We start from the raw sequence: 26,370 nt of genomic DNA on the forward strand, positions 1-26,370 counted from the left end.
GTTTCTTGAGAGAATATTTAATCAACCACCATGTCAAAAATTGAATAGCTGATAATCCTAAGATAACTAACTTCTGGGAATATTTCAGGATTGGGAGTGGCAAAAAATACATATATTACATTTTGTTGCATCTGCACAGGAACTCTAAATTAAGAGCGATCGCCTAGCATATGCAGCGAGGACAAAAATACTCCAGATTTTTAGCTGGCAGCGTAGACGCATATAGTGTGGCTTTTGGCTGTTGCAGCCATCCCAGAACAAAGCGCAATCTGTTGACTGTTCCCTTCTGAAAAGACTAGCTATTAATTATGAGTCACTCCTGGCACAGAAAAAATAATTTCCTCTAGCGTTCGCAGTAATTCTTGCTCGTTATAAGGTTTGGAGAAATAAGCTCTAGCACCCAATTGCATAGCTAGTTGCCGATGCTTGTCGCTGCTACGAGAAGTAAGCATAGCAACTGGTATGTATTTTAATTTATCGTTTGATTGGACACACCCTAAAAAGCCATAACCATCTATGCGGGGCATTTCAATATCACAAATCACAGCATTTATCTTCAAACCATTTTGTAGCTTTTCTAAGGCATCTTGCCCATCTTTCGCTTGCTCTACTTGATAGCCTCCTTTTTCTAGAGTCAGAGATAAAAAACGCCGCACATTAATTGAGTCATCAACAATTAAAATGGTACCTTTTGGCTCTTGTGGGGCTGCTGTTGGCTGTTCGTCAGCAGAATTGAGAAAAACTGTTTTTAGCTTTGTTGGTGGTAATTGATTGCTTCTAGTACGCTCATTAGTGACATGAGCGTGCAGTAACTCATTTATATTCATTAAAGCGACGACTCGACCATCACTGAGAATCGTACAATTGCTAAAGCCAGCAGGCAGAGGAATATTCCCCTCAACCTGGCGGATCGCAACTTCTACCTCACCCCAACAACGCTCTATTTGTACTGCCACTGGTTGATTACTACCTCCAACGATGAGTACGCTGCTAGCGTTAATTGCTGGGGGAGTTTCGAGGCTGGGATGATCGTAGCGAGGGCAATGAAATTCCAAGTAACGATTGAGGCGAATTAATGGCAGTATGCTTCCTTGCCAGTTGATCGCTTCACCGTTTGTCATTGACAAGACATACTCGTTTTCTGGTAAAAATATTTCCAAAATGGCGTCTGTAGGAAAAGCCAAGAGCATCTGATTACTTTCTACCAATAACACTCGTGCAACTGAGATGGTAAAAGGCACTGACAGGATGAAAGTAGTTCCTACTCCCGGAGCAGTATCAAGTTTGATATCTCCTTGGATTTGTTTGAGGTTACTGTGAACTACATCCATACCGACACCGCGCCCGGATAATGTTGTCACTTGGTCAGAGGTAGTAAATCCTGGCTCAAAAATGAGAGATAATAATTCTTCATTGCTTGCTTGTGCCAGTAGAGTTGCATCTAATCCCATCGCTAGAGCGCGATCGCGAATTTTCTCTAAACAAATGCCGCGTCCATCATCTCTTACAGTAATAATTGTGCGATTACTTTGGTGAAGTGCTGTAATTTCAATCAATCCTTGTTCTGGCTTACCGCTAACACGGCGTGTCGCAGCATCTTCGATACCGTGATCGAAGGCATTGCGCATCAAGTGCATTAACGGCTCATGCAAAGCTTCCAAGATACTACGTTCAATTAAGGTGTTAGCACCATCAATTTTGAGATGCACATTTTTGCCATACTCCACGCACAATTCGCGTAAGGCTCTGGGGAAGCGATCGACAATATCGGATAGCGGGCGCATCCGTATTTGTGTAAGTTTTCTTTGTAATTGCTTTGATGTTTTATTTTGCTTTCTGGCAATCTGATCTGTATCTTCGAGGCTGAGTTGAATATCAGCTGTGACTTCTTGCACCTGCACAATGGTTTCCATAACTTCCTGAGACAGCAGGTTTAATTCTTTATAGCGATCCATTTCTAAGACATTAAACCGACTTTCTACATCTTGTGTTTGGGAAGAATTGCCACCACCTGCCAACGTCCACGGTGAAGCATCAGATGGCATGATAACTTGAGTAGCTATTCTGTCATAGGCTGTACGTAATTCTTGATTTTCTCGCTCCAGCACTTGTACTCTTTGGTTAAGAGTACGAACCAGCTTGCGCAATCTTTCTAACTGCAAGTTCAATCCATTGCGCTGGATAATTAGTTCGGAGAATAGATCATTAATTTGCTCTAGCTGTTTACTCGGAACTCTGACTGTGTTTTCTGAAGTTTCACGGTCTTTACTAGTAATATTTATTTCTCGTTTAGGTTCAGCTAATTTGGAATCTGTATTTGAAATCTTGGCATCAAAAGCAGTTTCAGAATTGCTATCACTGGTAAATTTTGCCACTAAGGCATCAAACTCTGTGGTGATAATTTCTTCTTCTACCCAAGCTTGTGCTGTAAATTCTGGTTGCAGAAAATCTTTTGCTGTTTCTGTTGACAGTTGTTCAGGTGCACAGACAAAATCATTTAGCTCTATTTCGGTTGGCAAGCAAGAGCATTGATTGGCAATTACTAATGCTTGCGATCGCCGCCACATCAAAAGTGCGGCACGGGCAATTTCGGCAATTTGGGAAGGGTGAGCAGTTTCTAAGCGATTGGTGACTGATGCACACAACTGCGTAAAAGCTCTGATTTGTAGCATTTCGCCTAAACCACCCAACTCTGCTGCCATACTCGCAACTTCTTCTTTGAGAGTAGACTGTTCGACATCTGCCAACAAAGTTTCTAAACGCTGCAAACACCCCTCTACCTCAGTTTCAAACAGTAGCGGGATAATATTTTGTCCATCATCTTCTGGTGACAGAATACTTGTAGCATCCTCAGGAATGGGATCACCCAAACGCTGATGTAGATCTGCAAAAACTGGATAACAAAAGGTGGTTAACCACTCCTCGTCTATAGCATTCCCCTGGGAGTGCAATTCCACAATTTGACGCAGCCAATCAACTCCAGACAGCAGTAAACTTTGTAATTCCGTGTCAAGCTCTAGAGAATTTTTTTGAGTTTTTAAGACTTTAAAGCAATCTTCGAGACGGTGTGCTAAATCCGAGATTTCGCGAAATCCCATCATCGCCGCGCCACCTTTAATGGAATGGGTAGCTCGAAGTGCGGCATTGATTTTTTCTGGAGCGATGCGGTTGCTGCTCTCAATTTCCAGTAATATTCCTTCTAGAGTATTTAAGTAATCTGTTGCTTCCTCCAGAAACTGCATCTGGATTTCAAATTCTTTGTACTGTGACATGATTTTTGTAAGTGGTTAGTAGGGGCGGGTTTATTTAGATAGATATTTCGTCATCCTAGAAAGATTGTCGTTAAAACCCGCCCGTACAGTAGTTAGTAGAGGAGGCGGCGCGTTGGGGAGCTAGTGCGCCCTTGCGGTTTTCCCGCGTTGTAGCAATTGGCGTGCGGGTTTTGCTAACAACTAACTGACTTTAAATGTGCTGACAGTTTCTTGTAATTGTTGGGAAATATGCACAGTTGCTTGGAGAGATTCAGAAACTTGCAAAGAAGAGTCGCTAGTACGCTTGGAGATAGCAGCAATTTGTTTCATCAGTTCACTGACAGTTTGCGATGTTTCCACTCCAGACACTGTAGCAACAGAAATTGATTGCACCAAGTCGTCGATTTGCTGTGAAATTTCTAATATTTGGCTGAGACTGCTTTTAGCTGCTTCGACAAAAGAAGTGCCTTCCATTACCTGGGTTGTTCCTACTTCCATTGCTTGCACCACTTCGCTGGTTTCCCGCTGGATGTTATCGACTATTTGTTCAATTTCTTTGGTTGCTGCTGCCGATCGCGTTGCCAACTCACCTACTTCTTCGGCAACTACAACAAAACCTTGGGCTTCTTCACCTGCGCGTGCTGCTTCAATACCGGCGTTGATAGCTAACAAGTTAGTTTGCATGGAAATCTGATTAATTAATGCCACCACGCGGGTAATTTGTTGCGTAGATTCTCCCAAGCGTTTGACTTTCTTGGTGGTTTCGCTAACGGTTTCCCGCAGGTGCAATATATTTTGTACTGTCAAATCCATTGCTTGTCCGCTTTTTGTGGCTGTCAAAGCAGCATTCTCGACAATTACAGCAGCTTGCTGGGCATTTTGGGCTACTGCTTGAATCGCTTGCGTCATTTGAGCGACAGCATCGAGAGTATGATCGACTTCCATCGCTTGTGTCTGTGCTTCTTGGGCTAGTTGACGAATGGCTCCAGAGTTAGCACCGATCGCATAATTAACTTGAGTGGCAGCGACTTTGACTTGCATGACAATCTCTCGCAAACTTTCAACAATGGAATTGAAAAAGTCAGCAACGGTGCCGATTTCACCAGCGCTAACTTCAGCCCGCACGCTCAAATCGCCACTGGCGGCATCTTCTGCATATTTGAGCAGGTTTAGTAGTTGTGTTTGCAGGGCTTGTTTTTCTTCTCGTTCTTTTGTAGAGGATTTTTCTGCGATCGCTCTTACTTGCTCTATTTCTTCTAGTAGCTCTGCTTGCTCAAAAGCATAGCCAATTTGTATGGCTAGGTGTTGAAATAAATCAATTTCTGTCTTTTGCCAATACCGGGGATTGTCGCACTGATGGGCAATTATTAAAGCGATCGGTTGTTGTTTATATACAATCGGTACAATCAAGCTGGCTTTGACAGCAAATTTTTCTAAAATTTTGATGTCAGCGTCGATATCTTTCAAATTTGGCTCTTGATAAATATCAGCGATCGCCTGCACTTGAATATTTTGAGAAATATCTACATGGCGTTCCCAAAAACAAGTATCATCAATTGCTACTCCCAAAATTTTCGGGTAAATTGCATTCACAGATTCATAAATTATTTCACCATTTTCAGTATCAGAACTTAATTCATAAATCAGTACTCGATCTGCTTTCAGTGCTTGTCGAACCTCTCTCGCTACTGTTTTACAAATATCCTCTGTTTTCAAGTTAGAGCGAATACGTAAGGTAATATCTGTCAGCAATTGTAATCGTTTGATATCTTTTTCTTGCTCTTTGAGTAGGGTTTCTAGTTGCGCTGCCATGTAATTAATATTTGCATTTAAAATCCCTAGCTCATCTTCTGCTTTTAAGGCGATATGGCGATTTGGTTCACCTTGACTAAATTTAGCTACCTTTGCTGTTGCCTTCAAAATTGGTTCTGTAAAACGTTTGGCAAACCAGGCTGCGATCGCTGCCGTAATTAATGCTGTCAGCCCTGTAGCACTTGCAATCTTCCAGAACAGTTGTCTTTGGGGTGCAAATATAGTTGCTACATCAGCCGAAAGCATGACTCCCCAGTTAAGATTGGGTATGTCTGGTAATTGTTCTAAGTGAGTAAAAGAAATTAGGTTTTCAGACTTCGTTTGAGGATTAATAACTGTCTGAGTCACTACCTTACTTCTTGTATGTAGCTTGTCATAAATCGGAAATTCATTTTGAATATTTTTATCTATATCTGTTTGCTTTGTAGCTGCAAAAATTTTGTTTGAATTATTAATCAAATAGTAATTGAAATTATTTATTTTTTGCCTATTCACTGTTAATTTTTCTAAGTTTTTTACAGGTAACTGCGCTACTACTATGCCAACACTTTCATTGGTAATTCTATGTTTTACAGGTGCAGCAATATAAATATTGCTCGTTGTTGGTTGGGCTATTGCAACTGTATCATCTTTTAAAACGCTTTGAAAATAAAACTGACTTTGAGGATTTTCTAGTGTTTCTCCTGAAGATTGAACTATTAACTTACCTTCGCGGCTGAAAATAGAAATGTTATTGTAAACTTTATAATCCTCTATTAATTTATCTAGCAATACTCGTTTTTCTTTTTCAGATCTAAGTGAGAAATTCCCCAAAATTGGCAAATGGGATAGTACCTGAATATCTCTATGTCGTTCAAACATGAAACCATTAATCTTGTCTGTTAGGGTATTGAGTTCTATTTCTTGAGCTTTAGTAATATTGTTAGTGAGAGATTGACTAGTAAATCGATAGATAAGTACCCCAAGCCCCAAAATCGGTAAGGTGCTAATAGCGATCGCAAATAAGGTTACTTTCTTACTTAAGCTCAATCGCTGACAAGCCGCGATACCTTGATTCAAAGAAGAACTTCGAGTAGTTTCATTCTGAATACGCAGACTAGGAAATGGCAATAGACTATCTTTCACCTGTAGAGGTGAAATCATTGGTTCTTGCTTTTGGATATCATTATTCTTAGCCGCATCTGCTTTATTAAACATAAATAAATTCCTATAAATAGCTGGCTCTTAATCCTCAAATTTCTCTTTTCTAGTAGTAATTCCTAATTATCCTGTAGAACAGAAGATTGCGTAATTGCCTGTGCATCTAACACCAAAAATATTTCTTGTTGTTGAACAATGCATCCACATAAATAGGGAACTAGACTTGAGGCTACTTGCCCAATCGGAGAGCAAATTTCTTCAGGTTGGAATTTTGTTGTACCTTTTACCTCTTGCACAACTAAACCCAAAATCACTGATTCGACTCGAATAATAATAATGTTGTACTGCCGAAACTGCTGATCCAAAGATTCCAGATTGAACATTCTTGGCAAATCGATGATCCAAACTATACGGCTTCGCCAGTTCATTAATCCTAGTATGCAGCTGGGCATATTTGGCATTGAGGTTATAGACTCAACAGGCACAACAATTGCTTCTTGCGTATATTTAACTGGCAAAACAGCAGCAGTTCCTCTATTGAGCTGAAACTTAAGATAGCCTTCTCCTCTGTTGCGATCTTTTGACTGTAAAGCTAGTGTAGGTTTTGAACTATTCATTGATTAAATTCACTACAGATTTAATAGTATGCAAAAGTTGCTCGCGAGTATAAGGTTTAGTGATATAGGCATCAGCACCTTGTCTTCTTGCCCACAAACGATCTATTTCTTGATTTTTGGAACTGCAAATTACAATTGGTACTTTTTGAGTTAACGGATTTTTTTTCAAGGAACGGCACAATTCAAAACCACTCATTTCTGGCATCACTACATCAGTAACAATCGCATCTAGTTGTTGTGACATAGCTTTTTCTAAAGCTTCTTTTGCTCCAGCCGCTTTAATGACGTTATAACCACTCTCTTTTAAATAGTGACTAATTAGTTCTAATTCACTCGGAGAATCTTCCACAACCAAAATAGTACTAAGCAAAGTCAGGCTCACTTTTAAATCTCCTCAAATAACTAAATTTGACTAGCTATGATGTTTGCTATTAATTGAGGTGTTTAAATACCATTTTTAACAAATCAGGTTGTGTAAAAGGCTTTGTTAAATAGCCTGATGCTCTCACCATTGTTGCCTTAGCTCTGTCTATAAACCCCGTTCTACCAGTTACCATAATTATTGGTGTATTCTTAAAACTAGAATGCCGCCTTAACAAGGAACATAACTCGTAACCATCTAAATTTGGCATTTCTACATCTAATAAAATTAAGTTGGGCTTGCTGCGGAGAATTTGCATTAAAGCCTTCACTGGATCGTTAATCATCACCACAGCAAATGTATTTTCATCTAAAAAACTCCTAATCGAATGTAAAACAGTAAGACTGTCATCAATACAAGCAACTGTATATAAATTTTTGCTAGTAGGTGGTTGGGATAATTGGCGATCGTTATCTTCTAGAGAGTTAAAATCTGTCGTTGTTGCTAACTGTGGCTCAGATGTAATCTGGGATTTTACTTCACTGGGAAAAGATTTTATTTGCGCAGGTAAAACTTGTGACTTGTTCTGAATCGGAAAGGTTAACTCTCGCTCTTGTCTAACTTGTAGTTGTTTTTGACAATGTTCTACTAGCGATCGCAAATCCAAGCAACAAAACTTCGGTAGTTCATCTATAGGGGTTTCGTGATGAAATTCATAGCTTCCTTGTTTTAATGCCAAAAATGATAGCAACACCTCTTTTGCCAATTCCTCTATCAAGATTGCTGCTTGTGGAGGAGTGATATAATCCTGATTTACTAACCAACATATAGCTAGATAATCTGACTGTGACATCGACTGATTTTCACTTTTAGTATCAAACGTCAGTCGCATCTGTACGCGATTTGCACTCGAAAGATTCGGAATTTGTTGACTTAATAGCTGTAAGTGATGATCCAATCGCTCAAACAGTTTATCCGAATAGGAAGCGTATGTAAGTTTTCCTTCTTCTAAATAAATAGACCAATAAGCTATCTCAGTAAATACACGTAAATAGCCTGTAGCTCGTCTGCTAGTTAATTGTGCCAACAGAGATAGAGGGTGCAGTTTTTGGAAAAACCTGTAGCTACCTAGAGGACTTGTGCTCATTTTGCTTGTATTTGTTGCTCAATTGAATAAGTCTAAGCTGTGTTTGTGCAGAACTTTCCCACAATAGAATTCGATCAAATTGATTGTGTTTGTATTTAAAAATACAAATAGTGATTATTCTCTATGTGACTTAACTCAAGCGTAGTAATTTGATATCAAGACAAGAAAATATCAGTGAACTGGTAAGTAGCAGTTATTTTACTTACGTTGCACCGAAATTGACAAATATTCTCTGAGAAAAGGTGATAAAAAATGTAAAAACTAAATTATGTTATTCACTTTGTAGTAAAAAATTATAATTGCAACGGTAATAATACTGAAATTAATTATATTTGAGATAGGTGCGATCGCATTCTTTTATTCTTCAATGGAAGACCATATTTGTTGAATGCGTTGTCGAACTTGTTGCCAATCGTTAGGTTGTAGTGAGTGTTCCTAATTGGCGATCTATTGAACCTATAGCGTGTCGTAAATGGCATCTTCTTCGCTGTAACCTTTTAATAATTGCTTGGCAGCAAGACGATGCCATGCTTTATCATCTTCTTCGTCTTCGTTCGGCTCATTGACTAGGATAATTACTTTGACTTGTTGATCGTGAGACAACTGGTGCAAAACTGTATCTGGTAATTCAATTTTGCCTTCGCTAGTGACTTTGGCAGGAAACTCGTATGCTTTCATATCATCTTAGACAGGATTGACAGGCCTGACGCAGCACTGTTTCTACAGATAAGCGCAAGTATTTTGAAGCTTCTTCAAGGGTGAGAATATCTGGTAATGTAACTTGCTCCATACAGTACTGACAATATGCGCTATTTGTAGATAAAATCGTAGCAAAAATACTGGGTTAATAGACTGTCTGCGGTTACTTGACGACGATTGCCTCGCCTCACATCTACATCCAATAAAAAACTAGCTACTGAAGCTTTTAAGTTTCTCTCCCAATCGTTGATGAATGCGATCGCCCAAAAAAGCAATCAATCTTTGCCACAGACAAAATCCTTCAAGCGCCACTTGCTTTTCAAACTCTGCCGATCGCAAACAAATACTTTGCTTTAACTTATGCGGATGAAAGGACTTGAACCTTCACACCTTGCGGTACTAGAACCTAAATCTAGCGCGTCTGCCAATTCCGCCACATCCGCTCACGATCTATAAGCTTATCATAACAAATCTTATATAGCAATACATTAGGGATTGGGGACAAGGAGACAAGGAGAGATGGGAAAGCTGGGGAAGCTGGGGGAGTAAACGTGAATAACGATTCTCCACTTTCTCCACGGCAGTTGCTACAAGTCTCTTAACCCGCAAGGGCGCACTGCCCCTGCTGCACCTCTCCCCCTGCTCCTGAAGCTCCTGAAGCTCCTCTGCTTCCACTCCCCCACTCTCCCCCTCCTCTTCCTAGCCCCTAAATTACCGCCACACGAGGTAAGCGATGCTTAAATCCGCACAGAATTTCCCAAGAAATAGTATTTAGTTGATTTGCCCAATCGTCAGCAGAAATTTGTTGCTTTCCTTCTTGCCCTAGTAAAGTTACTATTTCACCTTCTTGTAAATCTGGTATGGCACTAACATCCAGCATCAGCTGATCCATTGTAATAGCACCGAGCTGTGTTACCTTTTGACCGCGCACTATGGCTTGCATTTTATTGGAAAGATTGCGCGGCACGCCATCAGCATAACCAATTCCAACAACAGCAATGCGGAGTTCGCGGGGAGCAACAAATTGATGTCCGTAACTCACACCAGTTCCCGCGGCAATAGTTTTGACTTGCGTCACTCTTGCCCTGACTTGTAAAACTGGTTGGAGATCAATGCGCGATCGCAAATGATCTGCTGGATAAAGTCCATAAACAGCTAAACCCACCCGCACCATATCGTAGTGCAGTGCTTTGTCGCTGAGGGCAGCAGCTGAATTTGCCAAGTGCAGGCAAGGAGGTTTGATGCCTAATGCTTTAATTTGGGCGATCGCTTCTCGAAATCTTTGATGCTGTAGCTTCATAACAGCTGGATCTGCGCTATCTGCTGTTGCCAAGTGAGAATAAATACTAGCTATCTTCAGATGCGGTAATCGCTGTACTAGCTGCACAAACTCTGCTGCTTGTTGCCAATTAGTTCCCAAGCGTGACATACCTGTATCTAATTTGATGTGTACAGGTACGGGAGAACTATAGTTAATCGCTTCTAGGATGTCAGAAAAAATCAAAGCTTGCTTGGGGCTACAAATTGTCGGCTGAAGCTTCCAATGGGCGATCGCATGAATTTGTTCTGGGGTATGAGTCGCGCCTAAAATCAAAATTGGAGCTTTGATACCAGCTTCTCGCAATTGAATTCCTTCTGGAACTGTAGCAACACCGAGCCAACTTGCCCCTGACTGTAATACTGTTTGAGCAACTGTAACAGATCCATGTCCATAGGCATCGGCTTTCACTACTGCCATGAGCTGGGTACGCGGTGATAGGAACCGCCGTAGTTGCTGTACATTATGCGATAACGCTGCCAAATCTATTTCCACCCAAGCACGTTGCGAAAACCAAGCATATGTGTCGCACTGTTGAGCAGCCACACCCGAACTTTGCTCATGACTTAACATTTGATTTACTCCTTCACACCACCGATCAGCTTCCAGGTTATTTATTTATTCGTGCCACTATCAGCTACTCTGGATAAATCAAGCAGGAAGTTTAACCTTCTTGTTGGAGTTGGCACAAGAGCATGAGGTGACATTCACTAAACGTCGAAAGTTACTTTTAAATCGCAATTTTATAACTTCATCTCTCAATTGCACCTGAAGTATAATTTATTTTCATAGCCTAAGCAGGTTACATTTGTGTTAATATATGTAAAATAAAAGGCCTGAGCGATTATCAATGGGGAAGGTTTTAGTCTTAAACGCCTCTTACGAACCGCTCAATATTACGAGCTGGCGTCGCGCTGCAGTTTTGTTAATTAAAGGCAAAGCAGAGCGCGTAGAACATAACGGTAAATTTCTTTACGCTGAATTTCCGCTTCCAACTGTAATTCGGTTACGCCATTATGTGCGGGTGCCTTATAAAGAGATTCCTCTAACGCGTCGAAATATATTGCACCGAGACGGGCATACCTGCCAATACTGCGGTTACACGGGAGATGAGTTGACTTTAGACCATGTGATACCGCGATCGCGTGGAGGAGGAGATAGTTGGGAGAACATTGTAACAGCCTGTGTCCGCTGCAATGTTAAAAAGGGTAGCCGCACACCCCACGAAGCACATATGCTCTTACGTCATTCTCCCCGCCGACCTTACAGCAGTCTCTACTTTGAGGTCAGCAAACATCTAAAAAGTGGTATGCATGAAGAGTGGCAGAAATATGTTATAGGACTTTAACCTTTGTAAAACTCAGTCACACAGATACAAAATCTTAAATCTTGCTGTTGAACCATTGCAAGATGTAGGATTTACCGTAATTAGCAGCTGTTTTAAAAGACTTGTCCTATGTTATGACAGCTGGAGTATAAACTCGCAAAAATCACAGCGGTTTTTAAGCAACCTCACCATTATACCACACAGTAATGGATTGAGAAGTATGTATAATTAAATTTTCTCAATTTTAGAGACGGCAAAAAAAGAGTGTTTCCTTGGAAATATTAAAGAACATATTCCTTGACAAAAAATACACCCACATATACATTTCCACGCTTCTATATTTTTGCAAAGATCTAAAGGTGTGTGGCTAAATCAGAATCAGTGAATCGCTGGTTGCATTTTTTCTATTTGAATCCACAAAGCCTCACACAGATAATACATTTATCATATGCAGTTTAATTCTTCCCTTACTCAGCTTGAGAGATTACCGTTGACAACAGATCTGACTCCAGAACCGACTCCAGATGATGGAGGGATAGACAGAGAAGCCCTTGAAGCTCCCTTTGCCAAACAGTCTGTTGGAACCTTCACAGCAGGTGAAGGAAGTAATGGTCAGCGTACCAATTCTGTGGCAATACAGAAGTCAGAGGAACTGCGCCAAACCATGCTCTCCCATCGGCAAGAGCGCCAGATTTTGATTTTACAAGACTTTCCAGATCCGGATGCTCTTTCCTCAGCTTGGGCTTATCAATTAATCGCTCAACAGTACGATATCAAATGCGAGATTATTTATGCTGGTACGCTCAGTCATCAAGAAAATATTGCCCTAGTGAAGCTGACTGGTTTACCCGCTCAACGTTGCCCACTACAAAACCTCAAAAGCAAGGATTTGTCCTCATATCAAGGTTTTGTATTAATTGATAACCAAGGAACTACCTCTCAATTAGTACCAGTAGTAGAGCAGGCAGGAATTCCATTGGTGGCAGTTATTGACCATCACAGTTCACAAGGAGATCTAAAATCAGAGTTTGTAGATATTCGTCCGGGTGTACGAGCTACAGCAACAATTTTTACCCAGTATTTGCAGACAGGATTGCTACCTTTAGATAGCACCATCAATCAACACGTAAAGTGTGCTACTGCTTTGATGCATGGTTTGCGCTCTGATACAAATCTTCTGATGCAAGCAAAAGAAGAAGATTTTCTGGCAGCAGCTTATTTGAGTCGCTTTTACGACGCTCAACTGCTTAACGCCATACTCCAGGCGAACCGTTCCAAACGGGTAATGGATGTAATTGAGCGATCGCTAAAGAACCGCATCGTGCAAAATAACTTTTCCATTGCTGGTGTTGGCTACTTACGCTATGACGATCGAGATGCCATCCCTCAAGCAGCAGATTTTCTTGTCACAGAAGAAAACGTCCATACTGCTGTAGTTTACGGTATTGTTCATGACGAAGATGACGAATTTGAAGTAGTCATAGGTTCCTTAAGAACTACTAAACTTACCCTCGATCCGGACGAGTTTATCAAAGAAGCTTTTGGGCAAGACAGTAGCGGACGCTTTTTCGGTGGCGGACGTACAAGTGCTGGCGGTTTTGAAATTCCAATGGGTTTCTTATCAGGCAGTAACGAGAATTCCGCTTATGCAAAAATGAAATGGGAAGTCTTTGATGCTCAAATTAAGCAAAAACTTTTAAGATTGGTTAACCCCAGAGACAACCCGATTCAATCAGAGTAAAGGGTACAGGGGACAGAGAACAGGGAACAGGGGAATCTCATAAATCCATAACCCATAATCTGTAACCTGTAGGCTGTAACCCATAACCTATAACCTGTAACCTAAAGTGGAACTGTATTTAATCCGTCACGGCATTGCCGAAGAGGCAACCAACGATATCACAGACGAACAAAGGCGACTAACTAAGGAGGGGCGGCAAAAAACCGAAAAAGTTGCCCAAAGATTGAAAAAACTAGGTTTCAGCTTTGATTTAATTGCCACCAGTCCTTTAGTCAGAGCACATCAAACAGCAGATATCCTCATAGCAGCCGGATTGAGTTCTCAAATAGAGGAATGTACTCATCTTGCTCCTAGTGTTTCTATAAATAGTTGGCTTGAAGATTGGTTTAAACCAAAGAATTTTGCGCCTAATAGCCAACTAGCATTGGTAGGACACGAGCCTTGTTTGAGTAATTGGGCAGAAATTCTCCTTTGGGGAGAAGTGAAGGAACGTTTCGTGCTAAAAAAAGCGGGTATGATCGGGTTAAGGGTACCAGAAACAGGCTCTGTTTTGGGTAGTTGTCAGATGTTTTGGTTGACACCGCCCAAGTACTTGCTTTAACAGTTTTTCCACAATTCAATTAAGAATTTGTGTGATAACGGATACTGTTATGGCGACAATAATTTCTGGTAAGTTAGCCTGAACAAATCTTTAAAAATCAGATGGTGTTGCCATGATGGTGTGCGAATACAAGCCTGGTTTGGAAGGCATTCCTGCCGCCCAATCCGGTATCAGCTATGTCGATGGGCAAAAAGGATTATTAGAGTATCGTGGCATCCGGATTGAAGAACTAGCAGAAAAAAGCACATTTCTGGAAACTGCTTATCTTTTAATTTGGGGTGAGTTGCCCACAACAGAAGAATTAGCAGCATTTGAGGATGAAATTCTTCATCACAGGCGAATCAAATATCGGATTCGTGACATGATGAAATCTTTTCCAGAAAGTGGTCACCCTATGGATGCCCTACAAGCCTCTGCTGCGGCTTTAGGCTTGTTTTATTCACGCCGCGATTTAGATAATCCCGTTTATATCCGGGATGCAGTGGTTCGCTTGTTAGCAACTATTCCCACAATGGTTGCGGCATTCCAATTGATGCGAAAAGGTAACGATCCTGTACGTCCTAATGATGATTTAGATTATGCCGCTAACTTTCTTTATATGCTTAACGAGAAAGAACCCGATCCATTGGCGGCGCGGATTTTTGATGTCTGCTTGATATTACACGCAGAGCATACAATGAATGCTTCTACCTTTAGTGCCAGGGTAACAGCTTCTACTCTGACCGATCCATATGCTGTAGTGGCAAGTGCAGTTGGTACCTTAGGAGGGCCGCTGCATGGAGGAGCTAACGAAGAAGTAATCTTGATGTTGGAAGAAATTGGCTCTGTCGAGAATGTGCGTCCCTATCTAGAAGATCGCTTACAACGTAAAGCCAAGATTATGGGCTTCGGACATCGTGTCTATAAAGTTAAAGATCCGCGAGCGACAATTTTGCAAAACTTAGCAGAAAAACTGTTTGCAAAATTTGGACATGACAAATACTACGACATCGCTCTTGAACTGGAGCGGATTGTAGAGGAAAAGCTCAGTCAAAAAGGCATTTATCCTAACGTTGACTTTTATTCTGGTTTGGTGTATAGAAAGCTGGGCATTCCCACAGACTTATTCACACCAATATTTGCGATCGCCCGTGTCGCAGGTTGGCTGGCACACTGGAAAGAACAGCTAGAAGAAAACCGGATTTTCCGTCCTACTCAAGTTTACAACGGTCGGCACGGTATTGCTTACGCTCCCATCGACCAACGTTAGGTTTGGGTACTGGGTATTGGTGATTGGGTATCGGGGATTGGGAAGAAGAGGACGCAAAGACAAGGAAGAAGAATCGTGATTCACGTTCTTGCCCCTGGTGCTCCCCTGCCCCTCTGCTTCTTCCCAATCCCTCTGTTAGCAAATCTCAATTCATACCATAAGTAGAAATTCTCATCAAACTCATAGGGGCATAAGCCATCCAACGATATACTAAGCATGGGGAATTGCAAAAAATCTTAAATTTTGCCTGGTATGGGCAGAAATAATTGATGGGTAAATTTACAGTTATTAACAAGTTGTAGATAGTTGTAAACAACCATGAAAAGCAAAAGATGAAGGATGAAGCTAAAGGATGAAGGATAAAGGCTAAAGGATGAAATATTTTATTAATGTCAGACTTCAGACTTCAGACTTCAGACTTCAGATTGCAAACTTCAGTCTTGAGTTGACTTCAAGAGCAACAAACATGAATTCAGGAATTGATCTGCAAGGAACTTTTATTGAGTCCCTCATGGATTTGGGACTGCCAGGTGACTTAGCCAAAGCGATTTGGATGCCACTGCCGATGATCCTAATGATTATTGGTGCGACGGTGGGAGTGCTAACCTGCGTATGGCTAGAACGGAAGATTTCGGCAGCAGCACAGCAGCGGATTGGTCCTGAATACATTGGCCCTTTGGGTTTGCTGGCTCCTGTGGCAGATGGTCTGAAACTGGTTTTTAAAGAAGATATCGTGCCAGCCAAATCTGACCCCTTATTGTTCACCCTTGGCCCCATCATTGTCGTATTGCCAGTGTTTCTGTCTTATTTGATCGTGCCGTTCGGACAGAATTTGGTAATTACTAATGTTGGCATGGGTGTATTTTTGTGGATTGCATTGTCTAGCGTTCAGCCAATTGGCTTGTTAATGGCAGGCTACGCATCCAATAACAAATACTCCCTGTTGGGTGGCTTGCGAGCAGCAGCACAATCTATAAGCTATGAAATTCCTTTGGCGCTGGCGGTACTAGCGATCGCCATGATGTCCAATAGTCTTAGCACCGTTGATATTGTCGATCAGCAATCAGGCTACGGCATCTTGGGGTGGAACATTTGGCGACAACCAGTAGGGTTTCTCATTTTTTGGATCTCTGCCCTTGCCGAATGCGAACGACTACCCTTTGACTTACCAGAAGCAGAAGAGGAACTGGTGGCAGGTTACCAGACTGAATATTCCGGCATGAAATTCGCTCTGTTCTACCTAAGTTCCTACGTCAACTTAGTACTTTCAGCATTGCTAGTATCAGTTCTATACTTAGGCGGTTGGGATTTTCCAATTCCCATTGACGTTTTAGCCAACTGGTTTGGAGTCAGTGAAGCCAATCCAGTCTTGCAAATTATCACCGCCTCGTTGGGCATCACCATGACCGTACTGAAAGCCTACCTGCTAGTATTTTTGGCAATTTTGTTGCGCTGGACGGTACCCCGTGTTCGCATCGACCAATTGCTAGATTTAGGATGGAAGTTCTTATTACCAGTTGGCTTGGTGAATTTACTATTAACCGCAGCCTTAAAATTAGCTTTTCCCGTTGCCTTTGGCGGTTAATAGTTAGTAGCTAATTGCTAAAACACTATTAGCAATTAGCTATCAGCAATTACTAGTTAAAGAGAGAGACACGATGCTAAAGTTCTTCAAACAAGTTGGTGATTACGCCAAGGAAGCGGTGCAAGCTAGCCGCTATATAGGTCAAGGACTTTCTGTGACCTTTGATCATATGCGGCGGCGTCCAGTAACAGTGCAATACCCTTACGAAAAACTGATTCCTGGCGAAAGATTTCGCGGTAGGATTCACTTTGAGTATGATAAGTGCATCGCCTGCGAAGTCTGTGTCAGGGTTTGTCCGATCAACCTACCTGTAGTAGATTGGGAATTTGATAAAACCAGTAAAAAGAAAAAGCTCAAACACTACAGTATTGACTTTGGCGTTTGTATCTTCTGCGGCAACTGTGTGGAATATTGTCCGACTAACTGTTTGTCAATGACAGAAGAATATGAGCTTTCCACATATGATCGCCACGAATTGAATTACGATAACGTGGCATTGGGTCGTCTACCCTACAAAGTTACAAATGACCCAATGGTGACACCTTTGCGCGAGTTGGTGTACCTGCCTAAAGGTATTATGGATCCCCACGATTTACCAGCTGATGCCCCTCGTCCAGGTGCTCGTCCAGAAGATCTGGTGGAGAAAAGCTAAGAGTTAATAGCTAATAGAAGAGTGGCAATGACACAATTAGCTATTAGCAATGTAGCAATTAACAGATAGCAAAGGAAAAAAACAGTGAATTTAGCCGAAGGAGTACAGGTTGTTTCGTTTGGTGTATTGGCTGTAATGATGATTGGATCAGCACTAGGTGTGGTGCTGTTCTCTAATGTCGTTCATTCTGCCTTTTTGCTGGCTGGTGTTTTTGCCAGCATTTCTGGGATGTATCTCCTGTTGAATGCTGATTTTGTAGCAGCTGCACAACTGTTAATTTATGTTGGCGCGGTGAACGTACTAATATTGTTTGCCATTATGTTGGTAAATAAGCGACAGGATTTTTCTCCCTTTCCCACTGCTTGGGTACGTAAAGCCCTCACAGCTGTGGTTAGTTTAGGATTATTTGCGCTGTTGAGTACAATGGTGTTGGCAACGCCTTGGTCTCGTTCTACTGCTATCCCTGTAGGAGATCCTATTGTTGTGATTGGGCAGCATTTCTTCAGTGACTTTTTGCTGCCTTTTGAAGTTGCTTCCGTTCTGTTATTAATGGCAATGGTGGGCGCAATTATTCTGGCACGTCGCGAATATCTACCAGAAGCGGCTCCATCCGAACTGCCGCAAACTGTTTTGACATTGCCAGAACGCCCCAGAGAACTAATATCGGCAGGAAGCGACAACGAGTCATGATGAATAATGAATTATGAATGATAAAAGGGGTTTCATAATTTAGAATTCAAAATTTGGCAGTATTTTCAGTAGGGATACAGTTATTATGCAGCTTGAGCACTTTTTATTACTAGCAGCCGCTTTGTTCTGCATTGGCATCTATGGCTTGATTACCAGCCGCAATGCTGTGCGAGTGTTGATGTCAATTGAGTTGCTGCTTAATGCTGTGAATTTGAACTTAATGGCTTTTTCCAACTTCTTGGATTCAACAGCGATCAAAGGTCAAGTTTTCACTGTATTTGTGATCACCGTAGCGGCAGCGGAAGCGGCGGTGGGTTTGGCGATCGTGCTGGCAATCTATCGTAACCGCGATACTGTCGATATGGAGCAGTTTAATCTCCTCAAATGGTAACACTGTGGACCTTAAGCAGGTAATTATTGCTTACAAAGCAAGAGACGCTCAAAGCAAACGCTGGGCAGAAACTTGTGCGAAACAACTAGAAAATCGCCAATGCCAGGTTTTAATGGGGCCAAGCGGGCCAAAAGATAACCCTTATCCAGTGTTTTTGGCTTCGGCAGGGCAACCGATTGATCTGGCATTGGTGCTCGGTGGTGATGGTACTGTTTTAACAGGTGCAAGACACCTAGCCCCAGCTGGCATCCCCATTCTAGGAGTAAATGTGGGAGGACACCTGGGGTTTTTAACTGAATCAGTGGACGAGTTTCAAGAGACTGAAAAAGTTTGGGATAGACTTTTGGAGGATCGCTATGCTATCCAAAGGCGGATGATGGTGCAAGCTGCGGTTTATGAAGGGCATGGTAGTAATTTAGAATCCGTCAGCGAACGCTATCTTGCCTTGAATGAGATGTGTGTTAAACCCGCTTCTGCCGATCGCATGATTACCTCGATTCTAGAAATGGAAATTGACGGTGAGGTAGTCGATCAATACGTGGGGGACGGGTTAATAGTCGCGACTCCCACTGGTTCTACTGGCTACACGGTTTCTGCTAATGGCCCAATTATACATGATGGTATGGAAGCTATCACCATCACTCCCATTTGTCCAATGAGTCTCTCTAACCGCCCCGTTGTCTTACCCCCTGGTTCAGTTGTGAGTATTTGGCCTTTGGGGGATTACGATTTGAGTACAAAATTGTGGATGGATGGGGTGTTAGCTACTTCAATTTGGCCTGGACATCGCGTTGACGTGCGCATGGCAGAATGTCGGGCTAAATTTATTATTTTACGGGAAAACAATTCGTATTATCAGACACTGCGGGAGAAGTTATTGTGGGCAGGGACGAGGGTTCGCTACAGCAGCACTAATCATGCGAATTGATGACTAGGAGCAATCTCTTACTCTCAAAATAGGATAATCATGAAGTCAGGGATTTATTCCCTGACTTTAGTTAAAGCATTCACTTTTTGTGGCGAGAATATTTCTTTTTAATACGTTGCACTTGCTGCTGAAACTCTGTACCTTTTTCAGGATTTACCATTGCGACAAAATTAGCAAAACCGCTAATAGCAGCAATTAAATTGGGAGAATTTCCCCAATGTTTGCCTTCTAAACCATCTTTTTCAATTTGATATAAAGTAGCACGGAACTGCTTTAATATCTTTTTGGAAACATTAAGTTTATTGTTTACCACTACTCCCGTAACTTCTTGCTGACGGGATTTGCGGAGAATTCGAGTTTTGTCTTGATTAATGGCAAAACCTTCGTAAGTAACAATTGACTCCGTACGTTTAAGAAGATTGCAGATATGTCGCAAGCTGTCGTCAGAGGCAGAAAAGGTAATGTCGTCGGCGTAGCGGGTGTAAGTAAAACCTAAACTTTCCGCCATTTTTGTTAATTTCCTGTCTAAGCGACGACAAAGGAGATTGGTAATTGCTGGGCTGGCTGGCGAACCTTGGGGAAGATGTCTTTCTCCCAGTGCTACATAATATGTCTTGCCATCTAATTCCAATTCTTCAACTTCGGCGGCAGTGCAGAGCAAACCAAATATCGTTGCTACTGCTTCCGAGTAACCAAAGGACAGAAAAAGTCCTTTGACGCGCTTGTAAGAAATTGCAGGAAAAAAATCCTTGAGATCAAAGTTGAGAATTACATCAGCACCAACATGAGGAGTGGCATTGGTGACAATGGAACGTTGGGTACGAAAACCATGTGCAGCATCGTGAAGTTCCAATTTTTGAAGAATATTCTCTAAAATCCAATGCTGTGCCTGTTTTAAATTAGGCATTGGTGCTGAGATTAGCCGTTCTCCACCAGTTTTTTTCGGTACTTTAAAACGGATGTAGTGGGATATAGTAGCAGTTTTGCGGTTAAAGGCCAAAAATCTTAGTTTACCAACACTTATTTCCATTGCTGCCGCAATTTCTTCTGCGGTGCTGCACAGCGGTAAACCTAGCGATCGCAACTTTTCCTCATTGGCTTGGGTGTAATTTAATCCAGCAGATACGCCCTCACCAAGATAGATAATCTCTTGTTGTTTTTTCTGTTTCCACGCCTGGCTACGTTCTAACCGTTCTCTCTCTCGGCGTTCTTTAGTTTCTTGCTGCTTGCGCCGCGACTCTTCCAAACGCTGTTTCAACATCTGCTTGCGCAGTGCTTTTTCATTCTGGAGGCGACTACTTTCCTGCCGCAGCTGTTCTAGTTCCCGTCTAATTTCTCCAGCACGGCGAATTTCATCCGCTGGATCTTGCGGTATGCTACCTTGAGCAGGCCAAAAACCGTAGCGGATCATCTCTTCGAGGATGAATTCCTCTCTACCCATTTTGCGGATGCGATCGTATAGTTCCTCACGAGTACGGGGTTGATCAATCATAAGTTTATGGAGTGGGAGTGAGGGAGCGAGTAGGGATATTGTCTAAATTGAATGATAAATTTTACATTGGCAGTAGATTTGTCTAGTTTATTCGCGAGTTTTGAAGTTGGGTAGATTAGTCATTTGTTATTAGTCATTGGTTAGTGGTTAGTAGTTAATAGGTTGCTTGTCTCCCCATCTCCCCGTGTCTCCTTGTCCCCGCGTCTCCTTGTCTCCCCCTCCTCCCTAATAATTTTGTTGCAACTCTTAATGTTTTATCTCTCTGTTCGTACCCTGCGCCTTGGTAGACTGATTTTTAATACACAAATATATTATTCTGGTCTGTTGCGCCACTTGAAAGCAAAAACCTTGGCTTTCTAGGGCATTCAACAGTAAAAAGTCATTCATGGCAATTGCGACATGGTAGATTCCCTAAAAAAACCAGGTTTTGAAGAATTGCGTCCGGGAATTAAAGTCCCAGCAAAAGATACCCTGTTAACACCCCGTTTTTACACTACTGATTTTGATGCGATGGCGCAGATGGATATCTCCGTCAATGAAGACGAGTTAAGAGCTATCCTGGAAGAATTTCGTGCTGATTATAACCGCCATCACTTTGTTCGGGATGCCGAGTTTGAACAATCCTGGGATCATATTGACGGGGAAACTCGCCGATTATTTGTTGAATTTCTAGAGCGTTCGTGTACGGCTGAGTTTTCTGGCTTTTTGCTGTACAAAGAACTTAGCCGCCGTCTCAAAGACAAAAGCCCAGTACTGGCAGAGTGTTTTAGCTTGATGTCACGGGATGAAGCACGTCATGCCGGCTTTTTAAACAAAGCAATGGCAGATTTTAATTTGTCCTTGGATTTGGGCTTTTTAACCAAGAGCAAAAATTACACTTACTTTGAGCCAAAATTTATTTTCTACGCTACTTACCTTTCGGAGAAGATAGGTTATTGGCGCTATATCACGATTTTCCATCACCTGGAAGCACATCCAGAAGACAGAATTTATCCTATCTTCCGTTGGTTTGAAAACTGGTGTCAGGATGAAAACCGTCACGGAGATTTCTTCGATGCTGTAATGAAATCTCAGCCGCAAATGCTCAATGACTGGAAGGCGCGGCTGTGGTGTCGATTCTTCTTGTTGTCAGTGTTTGCGACGATGTATCTCAATGACATCCAACGCTACGACTTCTATGCCTCGATCGGGTTAGATGCACGAGAATACGACAAACACGTAATTGAAAAGACAAATGAAACTGCTGGGCGGGTGTTCCCGGTAATGCTGGATGTAGAAAATCCAGAGTTTTATGAGCGGTTGGAGATTTGTGTCAAGAATAACGAAAAGTTGACAGCGATCGCCAGATCTAATACTCCGAAATTCTTCCAATTCTTCCAGAAGCTACCCTATTACATCTCCAATGGCTGGCAGATGCTGCGGTTGTACTTGATGAAACCTATTAATGCTGCTGCCATCGAAGGTAGTGTACGCTAAGTTCTCCAGGTTTTGCTAAAAATTAAGTGGTTCTGCTGAAAGTAGAGCCACTTTTTTTTACGAACCGCCGAGACATAAGGACATTCAGGAATGAAAGGCAAGTTGTCAATTTTATGCTTTGGATTAGGTATTAATTTGCTTTTGATGACTGCCCCTAGTCGATGCGAAACTCCAAAATCCCAAGCTCAAGATTTAGATTTAAGTCCAGAAGTGATCAAAAATAGTCCTGTTTTACAAAGATGGCGGCGTCAAGTACCAAATGTATTGGAAGATATACGTAACGAACCTAGTTTTCGCACCAGAGTCAGGCTAGGTTATTCTAATTTTCCTTCTAGTGGGAATGCAAGTGGAATAAATTTTGGTGTAGAGGATATATTTATCGGTCGTAGTGGCTTAACAATAAGTGGTGAATATCAGGGAGCATTCAACGATAAACGTGAAACATACGGTACAGATTTGTACTATTATCTGCGCCCACTAGGTAGCTATCTTAACTTTGCACCACTGGTAGGATATCGATATTTACAAACTGACGATTATTCAACAGACGGGGTAAATGTGGGTGTGAAATTACTGTTAGTACTGTCTCGTGGTGGTGCAGCCGATGTTTCTCTTACTCAAAGTTGGGTTTCTCCCGGTAGTAGCCAAGAAGCCGGTTTCACAACACTATCGTTAGGTTATGCCCTCACTTCTCATCTGCGTTTATCTACAGATATTCAGCAACAAAACTCTCGTGGCGACAAAGATAGTCGGGTGGGTGTAGTTTTGGAGTGGATGCCGTAGAAAGAATAGGTGCTAGGCTTTAGACGCAAAGAAAGTGAGACGCGGTGACGCGCAGAGAAACGAGGACAAGGGACACCTGGTGCAAGGGGACAAAGGGAGAAGACGTGACTCACAATCTTTCCCCTTCAAGTCACCTTGTCCCCCATCTTCTTTCTCCGTGTCCTCTTCCACATCCCCAATTCTAGGCTTTGTAACGTTTGAGGTTTTTGACTGGGGGGCCATGTAATACTTTACCATCACAGTTATAACGCCCTCCGTGACAGGGACAATCCCAGCTTTTCTCAGCATTGTTCCAATTGACAATGCAGCCTAAATGGGTACAAGTTGCCGATACTGCATGAATTTTTCCTTCTTCGTCTCGGTAGGCAGCAATTTTGTGACCATTAATAGTGAGTAATTTTCCTTCGCCTGGAGCTACATCAGCCAAGGAAGAACGCTCAAGTCCTTTGAGGCGATCGCCTACCCAATGAAATCCTACTTCTAGATTGTTCTTGAGAGATTCGACAGTTACAAACGGAGTAGCACGGGTAGAGTTGTAGAGCTTGAGCCAAGGATTATCAACTCCCAAAATTAAATCAGAAAGTAGCATTCCTGCTAATGTGCCTTTGCTCATCCCCCAAAGACTAAAACCAGTTGCTACATATAAATGATTGTTAAAGGGAGTTACCTTACCAATATAGGGCAGTTGATCGAAGGAAACCATATCCTGCGTAGACCAACGGTACTCAAACTGCTCTACTCCAAAACGGGAACGAGCGTAAGCTTCTAGCTGGAGGTAACGCTCCTCTGTATTAGTAACAGTACCAGCTTTATGTCCCCCACCGCCTATCAATAACAGCAATCCTCCATCTGGAGCGGGAGTTGTCCGAATCGACTGATAATCATTACCTGTACCTATGTACATTCCTTCTGGAGCCTGATTCGGATCTATACGGGCAGCAATAATATAGGAACGCTTGGGATAATTTTTAGCAAAAAATAATCCTTGATCTAAAATAGGCGCATTAGTAGCAATAATTACATCTTTTGCTCTCACAATTCCAGTTGCTGTTATAACCTGACAAGGATTTCCTTCTTCGACGTTCCGGACACGCGTGTTTTCAAATACATAACTGCCATTACCATCAATAAGTTTGGCAAGATGCAGCAAATATTTACGAGCATGAAATTGAGCTTGATTGTCACATTTTATTGCTCCTGCGATCGCAAATGGCAAAGAAGTTTCTGTCACAAAAGAAGCAGGTAATCCTAACTTCACTGCTGCTTCAACTTCTGAGCGCACATCATCTAATGTTTCTGTTGTTTCTGCAAATGTATAAGCACTTGTGCGACTAAAATCGCAGTCAATATTTTCTTCTTCTACAAACTTTGCAACTCTTTCGATAGCAGTTTGATTAGAATTTGCATAAATCTGCGCCTTTTCTTCACCAACTTCCTTAATTAATTGAGCATAAATTAGCTGATGAAGTGAAGTGACTTTAGCTGTTGTATGCCCGCTGACACCTGTTGCTATTTGCTGGGCATCAAGCACTGCAACAGTTTTCCCAGCACGTTTGAGGAGTATAGCAGCCGTAATTCCGGCAATTCCTCCTCCTACAATTGCAACATCAACTGATATATCATTCGTGAGAGATGGAAAATTTGATGTGTGAGGAGTTGAAGCAATCCAATAAGAAATTGCTTTTCCAGGGAGTTGAGACATGGTATTTTATAAGACAGCTGTGCTAATACCATTTTTATATTCCAAATCTTATAAAAACTTCATCTTCCAAGAGTTGAAGTGCAAGCTTCTACGTTTTTATATCGAAAGATATATAGCAAATTAATTTGATTTAGTGCTATCACGAACCTGAAGCATGAGTTTAGTCTTAACTTAATTCTAAAATTTAAAGCTATTTAACACTCTCAATACCACTGATTTTCAAAACATCACTGATGGTGGCACAGTAATTAGGTAATCCAAAGCTGGCGGGATTGATAACACTTTGATAGGTAAAATGTCGATAGTTCATGCAAAATCTATCCCAAGCTGCCATGCGGATATTAAATACGGCAATTATTAAATTTGCTAACGATAAAGATAGGGGTATGCGAAAGTAAATTCTTTTGCCGAGATAAGTACAAACTTCTTCCACAGCTTGATTAACTGTTAATTGTGCCTGTCCTAAAACCAACTTGCGTGGTTCATTTTCTTTGGGGGGGTTGTCAATTAAATATCGCACAACAGTAGCAATATCTCTGCCGTGAATAAAGTGAAAACTACCGTCTGCTTGTAAAAAGCGAATTATATTTATATATTTTGTGATTTCAGGAATGCCTGAAGTAGAGTGTGAATAGGGTTTATTGCTGTCACCACCCAAGACTAAAGTGGGGAAAACTTCAGTCACTTTAGGTGCGATCGCTAATTTTGATAATCGCATCAAACACTCATACTTGGAACTAATGTAATCTGTTCCAATTTCCCCTGCTTCTTTGAGTGGTTGACTGTTGTAGTCTAAAACGCTAGCGGTAGAAAAATAAATAACTTGTTCGCACCGAGCCGGATCTAGATAACTTAATAACTCTAGTGTTTTGGTGACGTTAATATCAAATGTAGCTGCACCACCCCATGCAGTTGCTGTCAGCACAGCAATATCTATGGTTTTCAACAAGTCGGCAAACTGCCCAATTTCCTGCATATCACCTTGCAAGACTGTAATACCGGGACGTGCTTGAGTGTTAACTTGTAATTTTTGAGGATTTCTAACCAGTAAATATAACTCGTGATTCGTTTCTTGAATCAAGGCTTCACTGATGTAGTGTCCGATACAGCCACTAGCACCAGTGACTAAAATGCGTTTTTGGTTCATAAATAGTTAGTGGTTAGTGGTGAGCCAGCACTGCGGGAGGGTTTCCCTCCGCAGGTGACTGGCGAACCCGGAGGGTTAGTAGGGGAGGCAGCGCGCCCTTGGAGGTTAAGAGGAGGCGGAGCGTCTCCGGCTCCGCTCCGTTGTAGCGACTGCCGTGCGGGTTTATATAGATATTTCCTAATCTTGGCGAGATGGCTTTGAAAACCCGCCCGTACAGTGGTTAATAGCTAATAGCTAGCTAATGGTTAGTAGTTGATTTAT

At 41.9% G+C, this 26,370-nt stretch carries 22 protein-coding genes and 1 tRNA gene; 11 read left to right on the forward strand and 12 right to left on the reverse strand.

The genetic code is table 11. The features are described from left to right. Positions 1-302 precede the first annotated feature (302 nt). From U2718_RS32255 to alr, 9 genes are all read right to left on the reverse strand, one after another. The gene (locus U2718_RS32255; protein WP_341994480.1) at positions 303-3,272 is read right to left on the reverse strand and encodes a hybrid sensor histidine kinase/response regulator; all 2,970 of its coding nucleotides are present in this window, start codon (positions 3,270-3,272) and stop codon (positions 303-305) included. A 180-nt stretch (positions 3,273-3,452) separates the two neighbouring features. After that, positions 3,453-6,260: a methyl-accepting chemotaxis protein gene (locus U2718_RS32260; protein WP_341994478.1), complete on the reverse strand. Its 2,808-nt coding sequence runs from the start codon at positions 6,258-6,260 to the stop codon at positions 3,453-3,455. Between the two features lie 62 nt (positions 6,261-6,322). Further along, positions 6,323-6,820 carry a chemotaxis protein CheW gene (locus U2718_RS32265; RefSeq protein ID WP_341994476.1) on the reverse strand — a complete coding sequence of 166 codons (498 nt, stop codon included), beginning with the start codon at positions 6,818-6,820 and terminating at the stop codon, positions 6,323-6,325. Continuing rightward, the gene (locus U2718_RS32270) at positions 6,813-7,202 is read right to left on the reverse strand and encodes a response regulator (protein ID WP_341994474.1); all 390 of its coding nucleotides are present in this window, start codon (positions 7,200-7,202) and stop codon (positions 6,813-6,815) included. The genes U2718_RS32265 and U2718_RS32270 overlap by 8 nt, the downstream gene beginning before the upstream one ends. 49 nt (positions 7,203-7,251) lie before the next feature. After that, positions 7,252-8,328 carry a response regulator gene (locus U2718_RS32275; protein ID WP_341994472.1) on the reverse strand — a complete coding sequence of 359 codons (1,077 nt, stop codon included), beginning with the start codon at positions 8,326-8,328 and terminating at the stop codon, positions 7,252-7,254. A 456-nt stretch (positions 8,329-8,784) separates the two neighbouring features. Further along, positions 8,785-9,006 (reverse strand): hypothetical protein, encoded by a 222-nt coding sequence (locus tag U2718_RS32280; protein ID WP_341994470.1) that lies wholly within the window; start codon positions 9,004-9,006, stop codon positions 8,785-8,787. A 231-nt stretch (positions 9,007-9,237) separates the two neighbouring features. Beyond that, on the reverse strand, positions 9,238-9,366 hold the full coding sequence (locus tag U2718_RS32285; RefSeq protein WP_341994468.1) for a hypothetical protein: 129 nt from the start codon (positions 9,364-9,366) through the stop codon (positions 9,238-9,240). Between the two features lie 22 nt (positions 9,367-9,388). After that, a tRNA-Leu gene (locus U2718_RS32290) sits at positions 9,389-9,470 on the reverse strand. A 263-nt stretch (positions 9,471-9,733) separates the two neighbouring features. Next, complete coding sequence (gene alr / locus U2718_RS32295; protein ID WP_341994466.1) at positions 9,734-10,918, reverse strand: alanine racemase; 1,185 nt, start codon at positions 10,916-10,918, stop codon at positions 9,734-9,736. Between the two features lie 277 nt (positions 10,919-11,195). Between alr and U2718_RS32300 the strand changes: the two genes are divergently transcribed. From U2718_RS32300 to U2718_RS32340, 9 genes are all read left to right on the forward strand, one after another. Beyond that, positions 11,196-11,693, forward strand: coding sequence for an HNH endonuclease (locus U2718_RS32300; RefSeq protein ID WP_016878216.1), 498 nt, complete (start codon positions 11,196-11,198; stop codon positions 11,691-11,693). Positions 11,694-12,120: 427 nt separating this feature from the next. Next, complete coding sequence (locus U2718_RS32305) at positions 12,121-13,413, forward strand: bifunctional oligoribonuclease/PAP phosphatase NrnA (protein WP_341994460.1); 1,293 nt, start codon at positions 12,121-12,123, stop codon at positions 13,411-13,413. A gap of 106 nt (positions 13,414-13,519) precedes the next feature. Further along, on the forward strand, positions 13,520-14,014 hold the full coding sequence (gene sixA, locus U2718_RS32310) for a phosphohistidine phosphatase SixA (RefSeq protein WP_341994458.1): 495 nt from the start codon (positions 13,520-13,522) through the stop codon (positions 14,012-14,014). A 112-nt stretch (positions 14,015-14,126) separates the two neighbouring features. Beyond that, a complete protein-coding gene (locus U2718_RS32315; protein ID WP_341994456.1) occupies positions 14,127-15,263 on the forward strand; it encodes a citrate synthase in 1,137 nt (378 codons plus the stop codon). Between the two features lie 466 nt (positions 15,264-15,729). Beyond that, on the forward strand, positions 15,730-16,848 hold the full coding sequence (nuoH, locus tag U2718_RS32320; protein WP_341994454.1) for an NADH-quinone oxidoreductase subunit NuoH: 1,119 nt from the start codon (positions 15,730-15,732) through the stop codon (positions 16,846-16,848). A gap of 73 nt (positions 16,849-16,921) precedes the next feature. Further along, a complete protein-coding gene (ndhI, locus tag U2718_RS32325) occupies positions 16,922-17,500 on the forward strand; it encodes an NAD(P)H-quinone oxidoreductase subunit I (RefSeq protein ID WP_289788968.1) in 579 nt (192 codons plus the stop codon). 84 nt (positions 17,501-17,584) lie between these two features. Beyond that, on the forward strand, positions 17,585-18,190 hold the full coding sequence (locus U2718_RS32330) for an NADH-quinone oxidoreductase subunit J (RefSeq protein WP_341994451.1): 606 nt from the start codon (positions 17,585-17,587) through the stop codon (positions 18,188-18,190). An 85-nt stretch (positions 18,191-18,275) separates the two neighbouring features. After that, the gene (nuoK, locus tag U2718_RS32335) at positions 18,276-18,581 is read left to right on the forward strand and encodes an NADH-quinone oxidoreductase subunit NuoK (RefSeq protein WP_341994449.1); all 306 of its coding nucleotides are present in this window, start codon (positions 18,276-18,278) and stop codon (positions 18,579-18,581) included. A gap of 4 nt (positions 18,582-18,585) precedes the next feature. Continuing rightward, positions 18,586-19,509 (forward strand): NAD(+) kinase, encoded by a 924-nt coding sequence (locus U2718_RS32340; RefSeq protein WP_341994447.1) that lies wholly within the window; start codon positions 18,586-18,588, stop codon positions 19,507-19,509. 79 nt (positions 19,510-19,588) lie between these two features. Here U2718_RS32340 and U2718_RS32345 read toward each other — a convergent pair whose 3' ends face one another. After that, positions 19,589-21,001 carry a reverse transcriptase family protein gene (locus U2718_RS32345; RefSeq protein WP_341994445.1) on the reverse strand — a complete coding sequence of 471 codons (1,413 nt, stop codon included), beginning with the start codon at positions 20,999-21,001 and terminating at the stop codon, positions 19,589-19,591. A gap of 399 nt (positions 21,002-21,400) precedes the next feature. Here U2718_RS32345 and acsF point away from each other — a divergent pair, with 399 nt between their 5' ends. Together acsF and U2718_RS32355 are read left to right on the forward strand one after the other, a co-directional pair. Next, a complete protein-coding gene (gene acsF / locus U2718_RS32350) occupies positions 21,401-22,477 on the forward strand; it encodes a magnesium-protoporphyrin IX monomethyl ester (oxidative) cyclase (protein WP_341994443.1) in 1,077 nt (358 codons plus the stop codon). 90 nt (positions 22,478-22,567) lie between these two features. Then, a complete protein-coding gene (locus U2718_RS32355) occupies positions 22,568-23,260 on the forward strand; it encodes a hypothetical protein (protein ID WP_341994441.1) in 693 nt (230 codons plus the stop codon). Between the two features lie 181 nt (positions 23,261-23,441). Here the strand turns inward: U2718_RS32355 and U2718_RS32360 are convergent, their stop codons facing one another. Continuing rightward, on the reverse strand, positions 23,442-24,962 hold the full coding sequence (locus U2718_RS32360; RefSeq protein ID WP_341994438.1) for an FAD-dependent oxidoreductase: 1,521 nt from the start codon (positions 24,960-24,962) through the stop codon (positions 23,442-23,444). A 190-nt stretch (positions 24,963-25,152) separates the two neighbouring features. Then, positions 25,153-26,109, reverse strand: coding sequence for an NAD(P)-dependent oxidoreductase (locus tag U2718_RS32365; protein WP_341994436.1), 957 nt, complete (start codon positions 26,107-26,109; stop codon positions 25,153-25,155). Positions 26,110-26,370: the final 261 nt, after the last annotated feature.

Source organism: Chlorogloeopsis sp. ULAP02 (assembly GCF_038404745.2).
Taxonomy (GTDB): Bacteria; Cyanobacteriota; Cyanobacteriia; order Cyanobacteriales; family Nostocaceae; genus Chlorogloeopsis.

Coding starts and splice junctions, on each gene's coding strand:
- U2718_RS32360 (WP_341994438.1), bottom strand. CDS start 24,962: ATGTCTCAACTCCCTGGAAAAGCAATTTCTTATTGGATTGCTTCAACT.
- acsF (WP_341994443.1), top strand. CDS start 21,401: ATGGTAGATTCCCTAAAAAAACCAGGTTTTGAAGAATTGCGTCCGGGA.
- alr (WP_341994466.1), bottom strand. CDS start 10,918: ATGTTAAGTCATGAGCAAAGTTCGGGTGTGGCTGCTCAACAGTGCGAC.
- ndhI (WP_289788968.1), top strand. CDS start 16,922: ATGCTAAAGTTCTTCAAACAAGTTGGTGATTACGCCAAGGAAGCGGTG.
- U2718_RS32365 (WP_341994436.1), bottom strand. CDS start 26,109: ATGAACCAAAAACGCATTTTAGTCACTGGTGCTAGTGGCTGTATCGGA.
- nuoK (WP_341994449.1), top strand. CDS start 18,276: ATGCAGCTTGAGCACTTTTTATTACTAGCAGCCGCTTTGTTCTGCATT.
- U2718_RS32265 (WP_341994476.1), bottom strand. CDS start 6,820: ATGAATAGTTCAAAACCTACACTAGCTTTACAGTCAAAAGATCGCAAC.
- U2718_RS32355 (WP_341994441.1), top strand. CDS start 22,568: ATGAAAGGCAAGTTGTCAATTTTATGCTTTGGATTAGGTATTAATTTG.
- U2718_RS32280 (WP_341994470.1), bottom strand. CDS start 9,006: ATGAAAGCATACGAGTTTCCTGCCAAAGTCACTAGCGAAGGCAAAATT.
- nuoH (WP_341994454.1), top strand. CDS start 15,730: ATGAATTCAGGAATTGATCTGCAAGGAACTTTTATTGAGTCCCTCATG.
- U2718_RS32315 (WP_341994456.1), top strand. CDS start 14,127: ATGATGGTGTGCGAATACAAGCCTGGTTTGGAAGGCATTCCTGCCGCC.
- U2718_RS32345 (WP_341994445.1), bottom strand. CDS start 21,001: ATGATTGATCAACCCCGTACTCGTGAGGAACTATACGATCGCATCCGC.
- U2718_RS32275 (WP_341994472.1), bottom strand. CDS start 8,328: ATGAGCACAAGTCCTCTAGGTAGCTACAGGTTTTTCCAAAAACTGCAC.
- U2718_RS32300 (WP_016878216.1), top strand. CDS start 11,196: ATGGGGAAGGTTTTAGTCTTAAACGCCTCTTACGAACCGCTCAATATT.
- U2718_RS32305 (WP_341994460.1), top strand. CDS start 12,121: ATGCAGTTTAATTCTTCCCTTACTCAGCTTGAGAGATTACCGTTGACA.
- U2718_RS32255 (WP_341994480.1), bottom strand. CDS start 3,272: ATGTCACAGTACAAAGAATTTGAAATCCAGATGCAGTTTCTGGAGGAA.
- U2718_RS32260 (WP_341994478.1), bottom strand. CDS start 6,260: ATGTTTAATAAAGCAGATGCGGCTAAGAATAATGATATCCAAAAGCAA.